This is a genomic window from Streptococcus oralis subsp. dentisani (assembly GCF_003944205.1).
Lineage (GTDB): Bacteria > Bacillota > Bacilli > Lactobacillales > Streptococcaceae > Streptococcus > Streptococcus oralis_BH.
In genome coordinates this window covers 28,787-45,022 of sequence record NZ_RJPH01000007.1, presented here as the reverse complement: position 1 = coordinate 45,022, position 16,236 = coordinate 28,787, and the positions used below count along the sequence as shown (strand labels likewise).

Here is a 16,236-nt window from a genome sequence, read left to right as displayed (position 1 = left end):
ATGAAAAAAAGAAAAGAACAGTTTCAAAAAAACCTAAAGTATTCTATTCGTAAATTGACTGTTGGAGTTGGTCCTGTAGCAATCGGGGCCTTTCTTGTTGGTGCCGGTTTGTTATCAGCTGGTAAAGTCCAAGCAGATGAATTAGCTGAAGTGAATTCAGTCCATTATCGATATTTGACAGAGCAAGAATTAACCGAATCTGAAAAAGCCTTGATTCATCATGAAGTTCCTACAGAATTTCATGACGAAGATATTATTTATGTCGTTTATCGCAAGAAGGCAACTAACAGTCAACAACTTCCCTATACAGGAAGTAAAGAATTTGCTTTAGCAGGTCTTGGTCTTGCAACAGCATCTTTAGCTGTTTTTTTGGTGTCTAAAAAACATCGTCGGAAAGTTATTGGAGTGCTTTTGATTAGTTCTCTTGGTGTCAGCAACCTCATTCCTTTTGCTACTTTTGCCTTTGAGAATAAAGAGTTACTTTCTTACAATCAAACGATCTCGGCCTCCTCAAATAAAGAATTAGCGAAAGGTGTGATCGATATTGAAGGATATGAGTATATTGGTTATTTTAAAGGAATTGACACAAAAGTAGCTAGTTTTTCTAAAAAAGGGAAATCTCTAGTCCAAGACAATGCCCTAGATTATACTGGAAAACTTGAAAGCAAAGGCACTCAGGAATCCGGCAAAGAGGGTCAATCCCTTGTCCAAGATAGTTTACCAGCCTATACTGAAAAACTTGAGAGCAAGGGTACTCAGGAATCCGGTAAAGAAGGCGATTCCCTTGTCCAAGATAGTTTGCCAGCGTATACTGGAAAGCTTGAAAGCAAAGGGACTCAGGAAACTGGTAAGGAAGGTCAATCCCTTGTCCAAGATAGTTTGCCAGCGTATACTGAAAAGCTTGAAAGTAAGGGGACTCAGGAATCCGGCAAAGAGGGTGAATCCTTAGTTCAAGATAGTTTGCCAGCGTATACTGAAAAGCTTGAAAGCAAAGGCACCCAGGAAACTGGCAAGGAAGGCCAATCTCTAATTCAAGATAGTTTACCAGCGTATAGTGGAAAGCTTGAGAGCAAAGGTACTCAGGAAGCTGGCAAAGAGGGTGACTCCCTTGTTCAAGATAGTTTGCCAGCGTATACTGAAAAGCTTGAAAGTAAAGGCACTCAGGAAACTGGTAAGGAAGGTCACTCCCTTGTTCAAGAGGACCTTCCAGAATATACAGTAACTGAAGGAATAATTACTAAAGACACAATCTCAGAGATTGACTACCAGACGGAAATCATTGATGATCCTACAAAATACACTGACGAAGAAACAGTGGTTCAAAACGGTGAAAAAGGGATCCAAGTTACCAAAACGACTTATAAAACTGTCGAAGGTGTTGAGACTGACCAAGTTTTAAATACAACAACCACTGTCATCAAAAAACCAGTCACTAAAAAAATAAGCCGCGGTACGAAACCAATAGAAGGCACTCTTGTAGAAGAAAGTCTTGAAAAAATTCCGTTTAAGGAGATAGTCGAAGAAGACACGCAACTGAAAAAGGGCGATAAAGTTACGGTCCAAGAAGGAAAAGACGGTCAGAAAAAGGTTATCAAAACCTACAAGACCATCAAAGGAATCAAGAAGCAGGAAGCTCCTGAAATTCTTGAACAGGTCATCGAGTTAGCCCAAGACCGTATTGTTAAACTAGGTACCAAAAACTTCGAAAAGCCAGTGTTGACTTTTTCAAGGGTTGATATTCAGGATTTGAAACGCTCATCTCAGATTCACTATAATCTGGAAAATCCAAGTAAGGCAGCGATTAAATCGATCACTTTAACTCTGAGAAAAGGCGACGAAGTCGTCAAAACCATGACGGTTTCACCAAATAACTTGACTGCAACTCTAACAGATTTGCAATATTACAAGGATTATAAACTCGAAACAAAAATGGTTTATGATCGTGGTGAAGGAAACGAGGAAGAAATTCTCAAAGAAGAACCACTGAGAATTGATTTAAAAAAGGTCGAAGTTAAAAATATAAAAGAAACAAGCCTCATAAGTGTTGACGACAATGGCGTGGAAACGGATAGTAGTTTCTTAACTTTTGTTCCAAGTGATGTAAGGCCTTACTATCTAAAAATTGTTACACGTGATAATAAGGTGATGCGCCTTGCGATTGACAAAATTGAAGAAGTGATAGTCGATGGAAAAACGCTTTATAAGGTCACTGCCAAAGCGCCTGACCTCGTTCAGCATACAGATGGTAACCAGCTCAGTGAAGAATACGTTCATTATTTTGCCAAACCAAAAACTCATGAGGAGAATATCTACTACGATTTCAATGAACTTGTAAAAGCAATGCAGGCCAATCCATCTGGCGAATTTAAGATTGGTGCGGACTTGAATGCGGTTAATGTTCCTGCAGCTGGTAAATCATATGTAACGACGAAGTTCCGAGGCAAGCTATCAAGTGTAGACGGTCAACGATACACGATTCATAACTTGGAACGTCCACTATTAGGCGATACTGAAGGCGCACACATCCATGACCTTAACCTTGGTAAGGTAAACATTCATATGCCATGGGCAAATAGAGTTGCTCCCTTGGCTGCTGTTGTAAAAAACACAACGATCAATAATGTGAAAGTAACGGGTACAGTTGTTGGAAATAATGACGTATCAGGTTTGATCAATAAAATTGATAATAACGGCAGATTAACAAATGTGGCATTTATTGGTAAGCTTCATGCTGGTGGGAATCAAGGCACCTTTCTTGCTGGAATTGTTGGAGAAAACTGGAAAGGTTCTGTTGAGAAGGCCTATGTTGATGCACAAATAACAGGTCATAAAGCGAAAGTTGCAGGCATCGCCTATTGGTCACAAAATGGTGGGGATAACCATGCAGTTTATCGGGACGGAGCCATTAAAAAATCTGTAGCTAAAGGTACTATCGATGTGAGAGAACCGATTAGCGCGGGTGGTGTTGTAGGCAGTACAAATGCCTTGGGTTCCGTTGAAGACACTGTTTCAATGATGAAAGTTAAGAACGGTGAGATTTTCTATGGCTCATCTGATATTGATGATGATCCTTATTGGACAGGTGACCGCTTGAACAGAAACTTTGTTGTTACTGGTGTGAGTGAAGGAAAATCTTCATATAGATATTCTAAACAACAGCATCGTATTAAGCCTATTTCGCAAGAAGAAGCAGACAAGAAAATTGCTGCTCTGGGAATCACAGCGCATGAGTATGAAATCAATGAGCCTATTGTAGATAAATTAAACCGTTTGACACACCGTGAAGACGAGTACAAGGCCACTCAAGACTACAGAGCTGACCGCGAACTTGCCTATCGCAATATTGAAAAATTACAACCATTCTATAATAAAGAGTGGATTGTCAATCAGGCTAATAAACTAGATGCTAGCTCAAACTTGGTGACCAAAGAAGTCCTTTCTGTTACTGGTTTGAAAAATGGACAGTTTGTAACAGACTTGTCAGCTATTGATCAGATCATGATTCACTATGCTGATGGTACCAAAGAAGAATCGGCCGTTACTGCCAAAGCTGACTCTGATGTAAAACAAGTCAAAGAGTACGAAGTGACCAACCAGAATATTGTTTATACGCCAAATGTGCTAGTGAAAGATCGTGCTGGTTTGATTGCAAAGGCAAAAGAAACATTATCCAGTGTGGAGTTGATTTCTCCTGAAGTGCGCGCTCTTATGGACAAGCGGAACAAACCGCAAGAAAACACGGATGAACGAAAAAATGGTTACATTCGCGATTTATTCTTAGAAGAAAGTTTTGCTGAAGTAAAACAAAATCTTGGAAACTTGGTGAAACAAATTGTTGAAAATGAAGATCATCAACTAAATGATGATGAAGCAGCTCAACGTGCTTTCATTAAGAAAGTTGAAGACAATAAGGCCAACATTATGATGGGGCTTGCTTATTTGAACCAATACTATGCCATTAAATATGATGGATTGTCGATCAAAGATATTATGATGTTTAAACCAGATTTTTATGGTAAGAACGTGAATGTCTTAGATCGCTTGATCACTATCGGATCAAAAGAGAACAATCTTAAGGGCGACCAATCCCAAGATGCGTATAATCGAGTGATTGCAGGTGCTACAGGTAAAGGAAGCCTTCATGAGTTTCTAACATATAACATGAAATTGTTTACAAATGAAACCGATATGAATGTTTGGTTTAAAAAGGCAATTGAAAAGAATGCTTATGTGGTAGAACAGCCATCATTGAACCCCGATTTTGTTCATAAGAAGTATCGTCTGTATGAAGGGATTAATAATGGCGTGCATGGTCGGATGATTTTGCCTCTATTAAACTTGAAGAACTCGCATCTCTTCATGATTTCGACCTATAATACCATTTCTTTTAGTGCTTTTGAAAAATATGGTAAAAATACTGAGGAGGCTCGTGAAGCCTTCAAGAGTGAAATCAATAAGAGAGCAAAAGAGCAGGTGAACTACTTAGACTTTTGGTCAAAATTAGCTGCTGATAATGTACGTAATAAGCTCCTCAAGAGTGAAAATAGTGTTCCTACACCTGTTTGGGACAATCATGATGCGCCGGGTATCGGTTGGGCAAACCGATATGGTCACAAGGATGGGAAACCAGATTATGCTCCGATTCGAGAGTTCTTTGGACGGATCCATAAATATCATGGTTATCAGTATGGATATGGTGCTTACGCTTATATCTTTGCCGCTCCAAATCAGCAAGATGCTGTCTACTTTGTTATGACAGAGTTGATAAGTGATTTTGGTACATCGGCCTTTACGCATGAAACGACTCATGTGAATGATCGTATGGCTTACTATGGTGGTTGGTATCATCGTGAAGGGACGGACTTAGAGTCCTTTGCGCAAGGTATGCTCCAGTCACCATCGTTGACAAATCCAAATGGTGAATACGGTGCCTTAGGTTTGAACATGGCTTATGAACGTCAGAATGATGGCAATCAAATCTACAATTATGATCCAAACAAGTTAAAGAACCGTGAAGAAATTGATCACTATATGAAGAACTATAACGAGGCTCTGATGATGCTGGATCATCTAGAAGCAGATGCAGTTATTGGAAAACACTTGAACGACAACAGCAAGTGGTTCAAAAAGATGGACCGAGAATGGCGTACGAACGCTGAGCGAAACAATCTGAAAGGCGAGCCACATCAATGGGATAAATTACGTGATTTAACGGATAATGAGAAGAAATTGACGATTACGAGCATTGATCAATTGGTTGATCATAACTTTGTTACAAAACATGGTATGCCAGGGAATGGACGTTATCGTTCGGAAGGTTTTGACAGTGCTTACCAAACCGTAAATATGATGTCGGGTATCTTTGGTGGTAATACTAGCAAGAGTACAGTTGGTTCGATTTCATTTAAACATAATGCTTTCCGTATGTGGGGATACTATGGTTATCTTAACGGATTTATTGGTTACGCTTCAAACAAATATAAGGCGGAAGCCAACAAGGAAAACAAAGGGTTGTTGGGTGATGACTTCATTATCAAGAAAGTCTCTGATGGCCAATTTGATACTCTTGAAGCATGGAAGAAACATTGGTATAAAGAAGTCTATGACAAAGCTCAAAACGGCTTTACTACAATCGAAATCAATGGCAGATCTATCTCTACTTATGCTGAGTTGAAGTCCTTATTTGATGAAGCTGTTCAAAAAGACCTAGATAGCATGGAAAATCCAAATATAAAGAATCATTATAAAAATACTGAGGATCTTAAATGGAAGGTTTACAAACAGCTCCTTCAAAAATCAGATGGATTCTCTGGAAATTTATTTGCCAAAGCATCGTTATAAAGTCGAAATGACTAAAAAGGTGGATCAGCTTAAGCTGCATCTGCCTTTTTGTGCTATACTTAAGATATGCATAGAAAAACAGTGATTGATTTTAGGGCTTTGGGGGAGAGATACACCTTTATCCAGCCCATCAAAGAGTTAAAAACGAGAGATTTATCAGAAGTGGCAAACTTGCTGGCACAAGTGGAAAGCTACCAAGAACAGGGATATTATGTGGTGGGCTATGTCAGCTATGAGGCTGCACCTGCTTTTGAGGAGAAATTAGCAGTTCACACCGCTCCTTTACTGGGAGAGTATCTGCTATATTTTACAGTTCATGATAGCGTAGAAACATCGCCTATTCCTCTGACTTATGAGGAAGTAGATTTGCCTTCAAATTGGCAGGAAGTAACGTCAGCAGAGGACTATGAAAAGGCTATTGCCCAGATTCACCATCATTTGCGTCAGGGGGACACCTATCAGGTCAATTACACTGTCCAACTCAAGCAAGATTTAAGTGCCAATCCTTTTTCTATCTACAATCGTATGGTGGTAGAGCAGGAGGCGGGCTACAATGCCTATGTTGAACACGATGAGATGGCAGTGATTTCCATGAGCCCAGAGCTCTTTTTTGAGCAAAATGACCGGGAATTAACGACTCGCCCGATGAAGGGAACAACCCAGCGGGGAGTGACTGACGATGAAGATTTGAAAGAGGCAGCTTGGTTGGAGCAAGATCCTAAAAATCGCTCTGAAAATATGATGATTGTGGATCTCTTGCGCAATGACATGAACCGTATTTCTGAAGTGGGCAGTGAACATGTAGAACGTCTCTGTCAAGTGGAGCAGTATTCGACGGTTTGGCAGATGACTTCAACCATCAAGAGTCAGTTACGAGAGGATGTGGACTTGGTTGTCATTTTTCGCTCTCTCTTTCCTTGTGGTTCCATAACAGGAGCGCCCAAAATTGCGACCATGGAAATCATCAAGGACTTGGAGCCACAACCCAGAGGAGTTTACTGCGGAACTATTGGTATCTTGCTTCCAAATGGGCGACGAATTTTCAATGTCGCTATTCGGACTATCCAACTGCATCAAGGGAAAGCCATCTATGGAGTTGGCGGAGGGATTACTTGGGATAGTACTTGGGAATCTGAATACCGAGAGGTTCATCAAAAGGCGGCTGTACTCTATCGTAAACAAGCTCGTTTCCAACTGATTTCAACTGGTAAAATCAGCCAAAAACAACTGCTGTTTGAAGATCAACATCTGGAAAGACTGACAAAGGCGAGTAGGTATTTTGCCTATCCTTTTGATCCGGAAGACCTGAGACAAAGGATAGAGGAAGAGTGCCAAGCTTGCGATTCCCACCAAGACTATCGTTTGCGAATTACTCTTAACAAGTCTGGAGAGCTGGAACTCAGTCGCCAAGTATTAACACCACTTAGTCCAGGTTTCTGTCAGGCTAAACTTTGTCTGCAAGAAACAGATTTGAATCAAGCGTTTACCTACTTTAAAACAACTTACAGACCACATTTGAGTATAGGGGAGCAAGAGAAGATTTACCACAATAAGTCAGAAGAACTGCTTGAGACCTCCATTGGAAATCTGGTTCTGAAAATTGCCGGAAAATTCTATACACCGCCTATCAGACTAGGAATTTTGCCAGGAATCTACCGCCAGCATTTGCTAGAAACAGGACAGGTAGAGGAAAAAGTCTTGACTTTGGCAGACTTGAACCAAGCGGAAACTATCTATGGCTGTAATGCAGTCAGAGGTTTGTATGAGTTGAAAGTGATATAACTATGGATTTTTCAATTAAGTTTTAGATTTATTTCTGAATATTTAATATTTGATTTGAAAGCAAAATAAAGTATATGGTATACTATAGGTATAAATCGTTAAAATAATGGAGATTTTTATGAAAAAATCAAAAAAAATTTTAGTAACCAGCTTAGCAACTGCAACACTGGGACTTATTTCATTTGCAGATACAACTGAAGCCTTTCCTTTTTCGGCTCAGCATGTTTCTGCTCAAGAAAAGGATGTATCTAAAAACGGTAAGATTGTAAAAGAGAATACAACTTCGGCGCCAAATCAAGCTGAGAAACCGAAAACACCAGCGCAAAATCCTGCTGAGAAATCGAAAACACCAGCGCAAAATCCTGCTGAGAAATCGAAAACACCAGCGCAAAATCCTGCTGAGAAACCGAAAACACCAGCACAAAATCCTGCTGAGAAAACAAAAACACCAGCACCAAAACTCGCGCCGAAGCCGGCACCAAAACCCGCGCCGAAGCCGGCACCAAAACCCGCGTCGAAGCCAGCACCAAAACCTGCGCCGAAGCCGGCACCAAAACCTACACCGAAACCCGCGCCGAAGCCGGCACCGAAACCCGCACCGAAGCCAGCACCAAAACCCGCGCCGAAGCCAGCACCAAAACCCGCGCCGAAGCCGGCACNAAAACCCGCGCCGAAGCCGGCACCAAAACCTGCGCCGAAGCCGGCACCAAAACCTGCGCCGAAGCCGGCACCAAAACCTGCGCCGAAGCCAGCACCAAAACCTACGCCGAAGCCAGCACCGAAACCCGCTCCAAAGCCAGCACCAAAACCCGCGCCGAAGCCGGCACCAAAACCGGCTGAAAAAGCTAAAGAAACAACTCCTAAACAGGATAAATCACAATCTAAAGTTCAGTCTGGCTGGGTAGGAAATTACTACCTCAAATCAGATGGAAAGAGAGCTAAAAATGAATGGGTAGATGGTGGTCGTTATTATGTTGATTCTGATGGAAAAAAGGTTAAAAGTGACTGGATTTATGATAAAAACCATGGTTCATATTATTATCTAACAGCAGAAGGAAGCTCTGCTCGCAATAAATGGGTAGGAAATTATTACCTCAAATCAGATGGAAAGATGGCCAAGAATGAATGGGTAGATGGTGGCCGTTATTATGTTGAATCAGATGGTAAAATGGCTAGGGATAAATGGGTAGATGGTGGCCGTCACTATGTAGACTACGATGGTGTGCGGCAACCAAAACTAGATGGGAAGCAGTACAATGCTGCTTTAAATAAAGCGAAAAGCTATAATTCGGTTTTACATATGTCAAAAAAAGATCTCTATAACCAATTAACGTGGAATGGTTTTTCAAGTTCAGTAGCGCAGTATGCCATCGATCACTTGAATGCAGATTACAAAGCAAATGCCTTAATTACAGCAAGAGAATACCGAAAGAATAACCATTTATCAAAGACAGAGATTTATGAGTGGCTAACTTCTTCTTATGTTGGAAAATTTACAAAAGAAGAAGCAAACTATGCAATTCAAAAACTTAATCTACCATCAGAAGGCAGCCAAGCTCGCAATAAATGGGTAGGAAATTATTATTTCAAATCAGATGGAAAGATGGCCAAGAATGAATGGGTAGATGGTGGCCGTTACTATGTTGATTCTGAAGGCAAAATGGTAAGGGGCAAATGGGTAGATGGTGGCCGTTATTATGTTGAATCAGATGGTAAAATGGCTAGGGATAAATGGGTAGATGGTGGCCGTCACTATGTAGGATACGATGGTGTGCGGCAACCAAAACTAGATGGGAAGCAGTACAATGCTGCTTTAAATAAAGCGAAAAGCTATAATTCGGTTTTACATATGTCAAAAAAAGATCTCTATAACCAATTAACGTGGAATGGTTTTTCAAGTTCAGCAGCGCAGTATGCCATCGATCACTTGAATGCAGATTACAAAGCAAATGCCTTAATTACAGCAAGAGAATACCGAAAGAATAACCATTTATCAAAGACAGAGATTTATGAGTGGCTAACTTCTTCTTATGTTGGAAAATTTACAAAAGAAGAAGCAAACTATGCAATTCAACATTTAGGTGACTAATTTTTACAAATAGTGAAGCAAATAAGATGTTTTAATTTTGGCTTGTAGCCTGCAAACCTTTGCACAAAAGAGACGTTTTTGTTATACTATATCTGTAAGCATTTTCAATTAAAAAGGAGAAGACGATGAGTCAAAAGATTATTGGGATTGACCTTGGTGGTACATCTATCAAGTTTGCAATTTTAACTCAAGAGGGAGAAATCCAAGAAAAATGGTCTATCAAGACTAATATTTTGGATGAAGGAAGCCATATTGTAGATGATATGATTGAGTCTATTCAACATCGTTTGGACTTGCTTGGATTGTCAGCTACGGATTTCCGAGGGATTGGGATGGGATCACCTGGTGTGGTTGACCGTGAAAAAGGAACTGTTATCGGTGCCTACAACCTAAACTGGAAAACCCTTCAACCAATTAAAGAAAAGATTGAAAAAGCCTTGGGTATTCCATTCTTCATTGATAATGATGCCAACGTAGCTGCTCTTGGTGAGCGCTGGATGGGTGCTGGTGACAACCAACCGGACGTTGTCTTTATGACACTTGGTACCGGTGTTGGTGGTGGTATCGTCGCTGAAGGAAAACTGCTCCACGGTGTTGCTGGTGCGGCAGGAGAGCTTGGTCACATCACTGTTGACTTTGACCAACCAATCGCATGTACCTGTGGTAAAAAAGGCTGTCTTGAGACAGTTGCTTCTGCAACAGGGATTGTCAACTTGACACGTCGTTATGCTGATGAATACGAAGGCGATGCAGCCTTGAAACGCTTGATTGACGATGGTGAAGAAGTAACAGCCAAAACTGTCTTTGACCTTGCAAAAGAAGGAGACGACCTTGCCTTGATCGTTTACCGTAACTTTTCACGTTACTTGGGTATTGCATGTGCTAACATCGGATCAATCCTCAACCCATCAACTATCGTTATCGGTGGTGGGGTGTCAGCAGCTGGAGAATTCCTTCTCCAAGGCGTGCAAAAAGTTTATGATGAAAATACCTTCCCTCAAGTACGCACATCCACTAAATTGGCTCTTGCAACTCTAGGAAATGACGCTGGAGTTATCGGAGCGGCATCACTTGTATTGCAATAAAATAAAATGATTATAGAGCTTGGTGTTTATCAAGCTCTTTTTTAAAAATCGAATAAAACGAAATAGGTTTAAATTTTGGGAAGGAGCCGCTAGATGAATACATCAAAACAACCCATGCTTGAACTAGCATTGTCTATCGCTACGGAAGCTCATAGGGGGCAATTTGATAAGGCAGGGATAGATTATATAGAACATCCAATCTATGTAGCAAGCCAAGTTGATACTGAAGAAGAAAAAGCAGTTGCTTTACTACATGATGTCATTGAGGACAGTCCTTTTACGGCTGAAGAACTATTACTAGCTGGTTTACTAGAAACAGTAGTTACTGCCGTTCAGATTTTGTCAAAGAAAAAGGGGCAAGACTATCAAACATATCTAGAAAATGTGAAATCTAATCCCCTAGCACGCATTGTCAAATTAGCAGATTTGAAGCATAATTCGGATTTATCGAGACTGAGTTCTGTCACTGACAAGGATTTGGAACGATTAGAAAAATATAAAAAGGCCATCGATTATCTGAGTATGTAGAAAAGATTTTTTATGCTATACTAGTTAGGACAATAAATGAGGTGAGAGTAAATGACAAAAGCAGATACGATTTTTAAAGAGAATATTGAACGAATCCTCAAAGACGGTGTCTTTTCCGAGCAGGCACGTCCCAAGTACAAGGATGGGACTGTTGCCAACTCCAAGTACGTAACGGGTGCCTTTGCCGAGTATGACTTGGCTATGGGGGAATTTCCCATCACAACCTTGCGTCCCATTGCAATCAAATCCGCCATCAAGGAAGTACTCTGGATCTACCAAGATCAGTCTAATAGCCTAGAAGTGCTAAATAGCAAGTACAATGTTCACTACTGGAATGACTGGGAAGTGGGAGATACGGGAACCATCGGTGAACGCTATGGGGCGGTCGTTAAGAAACACGATATCATTAATAAGATTCTCAAGCAGTTGGAAGCCAATCCCTGGAACCGTCGCAATATCATCTCACTCTGGGATTACCAAGCATTTGAGGAGACAGACGGCCTCCTTCCATGCGCCTTTCAGACCATGTTTGATGTCCGTCGGGTTGATGGGGAAATCTATCTGGATGCGACCTTGACCCAGCGCTCTAATGATATGCTGGTGGCCCACCATATCAATGCCATGCAGTATGTGGCTCTTCAAATGATGATTGCCAAGCATTTTGGCTGGAAGATTGGGAAGTTTTTCTATTTTATCAACAACCTCCATATCTATGATAATCAGTTTGAACAAGCTCAGGAATTGCTCCGTCGTGAGCCGTCAAACTGCCAACCTCGTTTGGTCTTGAATGTTCCTGATGGGACCAATTTCTTTGATATCAAAGCGGAGGACTTTGAGTTAGTTGACTATAATCCAGTCAAGCCACAACTGAAGTTTGATTTGGCTATTTAAGAAAATAAAAAGAAGTTGAGAAATCTCAACTTCTTTTGTTGCTTAATGTGATACGCGGCGGCGAGCTGCTTTTTTGCGGTTTTCTTCGATGAAAGCTGCTTTTTGCTCTTCTGGCTCAATCACTTTCTTTTTAATTGCGTATACTGCACCTGCAACGGCAGCGACAGTTCCTGCGACACCTGTTACAAGACCTTTAGCGAATCCTTTAGCCATGAGTCTTCCTCCTTTATCTTCCCGATCAGCCAGGCTCCTCAAGTGGTAGCATTTTTCTGACTGACCTTTTTATGATATAATAATAGTAACGAAAAAATGGGAATTTTTCAAGGAAAAAAGATGAAAACAAAAATAATTGTGATTGTTGGACCGACTGCTGTTGGGAAGACAGCTCTTGCTATTGAAGTAGCCAAGCGCTTTGGTGGAGAGGTGGTCAGCGGTGACAGTCAGCAAGTATACAGAGGGTTGGATATTGGAACAGCCAAGGCTAGCCCGGAGGAGCAAGCTGTTGTTCCTCATCATTTGATTGATGTCAGAGAGGTGACCGAGTCTTACTCGGCTTTTGATTTTGTTTCAGAAGCTAAGGCAGCCATAGAGGACATCCAAAGTCGTGGCAAGCTTGCTATTATCGCTGGAGGCACAGGGCTTTATATCCAGAGCTTGCTGGAAGGCTACCACCTAGGTGGAGAAACACCTCATGAGGAGATTTTAGCCTATCGGACTAGTTTGGAGCCTTATTCAGATGAGGAATTAGCCCAACTCGTTGAGCAAGCAGGCCTTGAAATTCCCCAGTTCAACCGTCGTCGTGCCATGCGCGCCTTGGAAATTGCCCATTTTGGTCAGGATTTGGAAAATCAGGAAAGTCCTTATGAACCACTGATTATCTGCTTGGATGATGAACGCAGTCAGCTTTATGAACGTATCAATCGCCGAGTAGATCTGATGTTTGAGGCTGGGCTTTTGGATGAGGCCAAGTGGCTCTTTGACCATTATCCAGATGTGCAGGCAGCTAAAGGCATTGGCTACAAGGAACTCTTTCCTTATTTCCGTGGGGAGCAAACTCTTGAGGAAGCCAGCGAGAGTCTCAAACAGGCGACTCGCCGTTTTGCTAAGCGTCAGCTGACCTGGTTCCGTAATCGCATGCAGGTGACCTTTTATCAGATAGGAGAGCCTGACGTGCAGGACCGCATTTTAAGCCAGATAGAGGAGTTTTTAGATGATTGAAACGGAGAAAAAAGAGGAGCGAGTCCTGCTCGTAGGTGTGGAATTGCAGGGCATGGACAATTTTGACCTCTCTATGGAAGAGTTGGCCAGTCTGGCTAAGACAGCTGGGGCAGTCGTTGTAGATAGCTACAGGCAAAAACGGGAAAAGTATGACTCCAAGACCTTCGTCGGCTCTGGTAAGTTGGAAGAGATTGCGCGGATGGTAGATGCAGAAGAAATTACTACTGTCATCGTCAATAATCGTTTGACTCCACGGCAAAATGTCAATCTAGAAGAAGTTCTGGGAGTTAAGGTTATTGACCGTATGCAGTTGATTCTGGATATCTTTGCCATGCGGGCTCGAAGCCATGAAGGGAAACTCCAAGTCCACCTAGCTCAACTCAAGTATCTCTTGCCTCGCTTGGTTGGTCAGGGGATTATGCTTAGCCGTCAGGCAGGTGGAATTGGTTCCCGTGGTCCAGGTGAAAGCCAGCTGGAACTGAACCGTCGTAGTGTTCGTAATCAAATCACAGATATCGAGCGCCAACTCAAGGTGGTTGAGAAAAATCGGGCGACAGTCAGAGAAAAACGCTTGGAGTCAAGTACCTTTAAGATTGGTTTGATTGGTTACACCAATGCTGGGAAATCAACCATCATGAACACCTTGACCAGTAAGATCCAGTATGAAGCAGACGAGCTCTTTGCGACTCTGGATGCGACGACAAAGAGTATCCATTTGGGAGGTAATCTTCAGGTTACCTTAACTGATACGGTTGGCTTTATCCAAGATTTGCCAACAGAATTGGTGTCCAGTTTCAAGTCAACCTTGGAAGAAAGCAAGCATGTGGACCTTCTGGTTCATGTCATTGATGCCAGCAATCCTTATCACGAGGAGCATGAAAAAACGGTTCTGTCTATCATGAAAGACTTGGATATGGAGGATATTCCTCGCCTGACTCTTTATAATAAAGCAGATTTGGTGGAGGATTTCACGCCTACTCAAACGCCTTATGCCCTCATTTCTGCCAAGTCTGAGGATAGTCGTGAGAATTTGCAGGCTTTGTTTTTAGAGAAAATCAAGGAGATTTTTGAAGCATTTACTTTGCGCGTGCCTTTTTCAAAATCCTACAAGATTCATGATTTGGAAAGTGTGGCGATTCTTGAAGATCGTGACTATCAAGATGACGGTGAAGTGATTACAGGATTTATTTCCGAGAAAAATAAATGGAGGTTAGAGGAATTTTATGACTGATATTAAAACTTTGGCTCTAAAGTATGGAGGTTATACAAGTCTGGATAAGGTCTATCTGGATCAGCTTCTAGCTGGCAAAACAGAGCAAGAGCAGTTGGCTCTCATCACACCTCCTCCGAGTGTAGTCAATGCCTACTTTGCAGAACTTTATCAGAAAAAGAGCCCTCAGGCTGCGACGGATTATTTTGCAGAACTTAGTCAGGAACTGAACCTCTACAATGCTGAGCCAAGTTTCACCTTTGAAAATAAGCCCTTTATTCGTCTGAACCTATCTGGCAAATCCTTTGGCTTTTGCTATGAGAGGGAGGGACTTTGTCGCATTTTCTCAGAAGCTGAAGAAGCAATCACAGATAACTTGCTTTTTGAGATTGCGCAAATTTTCCCCCATCAACTCGTCTTTGAAGAGTCTGGAAAGATTTACATGAAAGCTGTCGGAGATGAGGAAGCTGTTAGTGTCAAAAATCTCACAGCCTTGACAGATTTGGAAAGTTTGGCTGATGGTCGCAAACGTCTCAAAGGCTACAGTCAAGAGGATTTACTGCAAGAAGCTGTTGCTTTCTCTGGCAGTCGCTATTTCCGATCGGAAAATCGCACAGCTATGTTATATATTGATTAATTAGAAAGTATCGAATGGATATTCAATTTTTAGGAACGGGGGCTGGTCAGCCCTCTAAAGCCCGCAACGTTTCAAGTCTCGCTCTGAAACTCTTGGATGAGATTAACGAAGTTTGGCTCTTTGACTGTGGAGAAGGAACGCAAAATCGCATTCTGGAAACCACGATTCGACCACGTAAGGTCAGCAAAATCTTTATCACTCACCTGCATGGAGATCATATCTTTGGCTTGCCAGGATTCCTTTCTAGCCGTGCCTTTCAGGCCAATGAAGAGCAGACAGATTTGGACATCTACGGACCTCAAGGGATCAAGTCCTTTGTCTTAACCAGTCTACGTGTGTCGGGTTCTCGTCTGCCTTACCGCATTCATTTTCATGAGTTTGACCAAGATTCTCTAGGGAAAATCCTTGAGACCGATAAATTCACGGTGTATGCAGAGGAGCTGGACCACACTATTTTCTGTGTTGGCTATCGTGTCATGCAAAAGGACCTAGAAGGTACCTTGGATGCTGAAAAACTCAAAGCTGCAGGTGTGCCATTTGGACCTCTCTTTGGAAAAATCAAAAATGGTCAGGATGTTGTCCTAGAAGACGGAACTGAAATCAAGGCGACAGACTATATCTCAGCTCCCCGTCCAGGTAAGATTATCACTATTCTTGGTGATACCCGAAAAACCAATGCCAGCGTGCGTCTAGGCATCAATGCTGATATCCTAGTCCATGAGTCAACTTATGGAAAGGGCGATGAGAAAATTGCCCGTAACCATGGTCACTCAACCAATATGCAGGCAGCGCAAGTAGCTGCAGAAGCAGGAGCCAAACGCCTTTTGCTCAATCATATCAGCGCCCGCTTCCTCTCAAAAGATATCAGCCAGCTCAAGAAAGATGCGGCTACTGTTTTTGAAAATGTCCATGTGGTCAAAGACTTGGAAGAAGTGGAAATTTAGAAGATTGAGAA

At 41.9% G+C, this 16,236-nt stretch carries 11 protein-coding genes; 10 read left to right on the top strand and 1 reads right to left on the bottom strand.

All coding sequences use genetic code 11. The annotated features are described in order from the left end of the window. The 6 genes from D8805_RS06060 (at position 1) to D8805_RS06035 (ending at position 12,216) form a co-directional block, all read left to right on the top strand. On the top strand, positions 1–5,841 hold the full coding sequence (locus tag D8805_RS06060; protein ID WP_125416188.1) for a ZmpA/ZmpB/ZmpC family metallo-endopeptidase: 5,841 nt from the start codon (positions 1–3) through the stop codon (positions 5,839–5,841). A gap of 66 nt (positions 5,842–5,907) precedes the next feature. Continuing rightward, positions 5,908–7,623 carry an aminodeoxychorismate synthase component I gene (gene pabB / locus D8805_RS06055; RefSeq protein WP_009013898.1) on the top strand — a complete coding sequence of 572 codons (1,716 nt, stop codon included), beginning with the start codon at positions 5,908–5,910 and terminating at the stop codon, positions 7,621–7,623. Positions 7,624–7,741: 118 nt separating this feature from the next. Further along, positions 7,742–9,712, top strand: a complete 1,971-nt coding sequence (locus D8805_RS06050) for an Ltp family lipoprotein (protein WP_260469909.1) — start codon at positions 7,742–7,744, stop codon at positions 9,710–9,712. 125 nt (positions 9,713–9,837) lie between these two features. Next, positions 9,838–10,797: an ROK family glucokinase gene (locus D8805_RS06045; protein WP_000078548.1), complete on the top strand. Its 960-nt coding sequence runs from the start codon at positions 9,838–9,840 to the stop codon at positions 10,795–10,797. A 93-nt stretch (positions 10,798–10,890) separates the two neighbouring features. Beyond that, on the top strand, positions 10,891–11,325 hold the full coding sequence (locus D8805_RS06040) for a hypothetical protein (protein WP_001097949.1): 435 nt from the start codon (positions 10,891–10,893) through the stop codon (positions 11,323–11,325). A 51-nt stretch (positions 11,326–11,376) separates the two neighbouring features. Next, positions 11,377–12,216: a thymidylate synthase gene (locus D8805_RS06035; protein WP_000158623.1), complete on the top strand. Its 840-nt coding sequence runs from the start codon at positions 11,377–11,379 to the stop codon at positions 12,214–12,216. 42 nt (positions 12,217–12,258) lie between these two features. Here D8805_RS06035 and D8805_RS06030 read toward each other — a convergent pair whose 3' ends face one another. After that, positions 12,259–12,429, bottom strand: coding sequence for a DUF3042 family protein (locus D8805_RS06030; RefSeq protein WP_001051782.1), 171 nt, complete (start codon positions 12,427–12,429; stop codon positions 12,259–12,261). A gap of 120 nt (positions 12,430–12,549) precedes the next feature. On the opposite strand from D8805_RS06030, the gene miaA reads away from it, so the two are divergent. Genes miaA through rnz form a run of 4 tightly spaced genes read left to right on the top strand, consistent with a single transcriptional unit; the run spans position 12,550 to position 16,225 of the window. Further along, positions 12,550–13,434, top strand: a complete 885-nt coding sequence (gene miaA / locus D8805_RS06025; protein ID WP_125416184.1) for a tRNA (adenosine(37)-N6)-dimethylallyltransferase MiaA — start codon at positions 12,550–12,552, stop codon at positions 13,432–13,434. After that, complete coding sequence (gene hflX / locus D8805_RS06020) at positions 13,427–14,665, top strand: GTPase HflX (protein ID WP_000573208.1); 1,239 nt, start codon at positions 13,427–13,429, stop codon at positions 14,663–14,665. The genes miaA and hflX overlap by 8 nt, the downstream gene beginning before the upstream one ends. Continuing rightward, complete coding sequence (locus D8805_RS06015) at positions 14,658–15,281, top strand: cystathionine beta-lyase (RefSeq protein WP_125416182.1); 624 nt, start codon at positions 14,658–14,660, stop codon at positions 15,279–15,281. The genes hflX and D8805_RS06015 overlap by 8 nt, the downstream gene beginning before the upstream one ends. A 14-nt stretch (positions 15,282–15,295) precedes the next feature. Continuing rightward, complete coding sequence (gene rnz / locus D8805_RS06010; RefSeq protein WP_000354320.1) at positions 15,296–16,225, top strand: ribonuclease Z; 930 nt, start codon at positions 15,296–15,298, stop codon at positions 16,223–16,225. Positions 16,226–16,236: the final 11 nt, after the last annotated feature.

What these genes read in the sequence shown, in the direction of transcription:
- D8805_RS06060 (WP_125416188.1), top strand. Translation starts at nt 1, where the DNA reads ATGAAAAAAAGAAAAGAACAGTTTCAAAAAAACCTAAAGTATTCTATT.
- pabB (WP_009013898.1), top strand. Translation starts at nt 5,908, where the DNA reads ATGCATAGAAAAACAGTGATTGATTTTAGGGCTTTGGGGGAGAGATAC.
- rnz (WP_000354320.1), top strand. Translation starts at nt 15,296, where the DNA reads ATGGATATTCAATTTTTAGGAACGGGGGCTGGTCAGCCCTCTAAAGCC.
- miaA (WP_125416184.1), top strand. Translation starts at nt 12,550, where the DNA reads ATGAAAACAAAAATAATTGTGATTGTTGGACCGACTGCTGTTGGGAAG.
- D8805_RS06030 (WP_001051782.1), bottom strand. Translation starts at nt 12,429, where the DNA reads ATGGCTAAAGGATTCGCTAAAGGTCTTGTAACAGGTGTCGCAGGAACT.
- D8805_RS06040 (WP_001097949.1), top strand. Translation starts at nt 10,891, where the DNA reads ATGAATACATCAAAACAACCCATGCTTGAACTAGCATTGTCTATCGCT.
- D8805_RS06045 (WP_000078548.1), top strand. Translation starts at nt 9,838, where the DNA reads ATGAGTCAAAAGATTATTGGGATTGACCTTGGTGGTACATCTATCAAG.
- D8805_RS06035 (WP_000158623.1), top strand. Translation starts at nt 11,377, where the DNA reads ATGACAAAAGCAGATACGATTTTTAAAGAGAATATTGAACGAATCCTC.
- D8805_RS06015 (WP_125416182.1), top strand. Translation starts at nt 14,658, where the DNA reads ATGACTGATATTAAAACTTTGGCTCTAAAGTATGGAGGTTATACAAGT.
- hflX (WP_000573208.1), top strand. Translation starts at nt 13,427, where the DNA reads ATGATTGAAACGGAGAAAAAAGAGGAGCGAGTCCTGCTCGTAGGTGTG.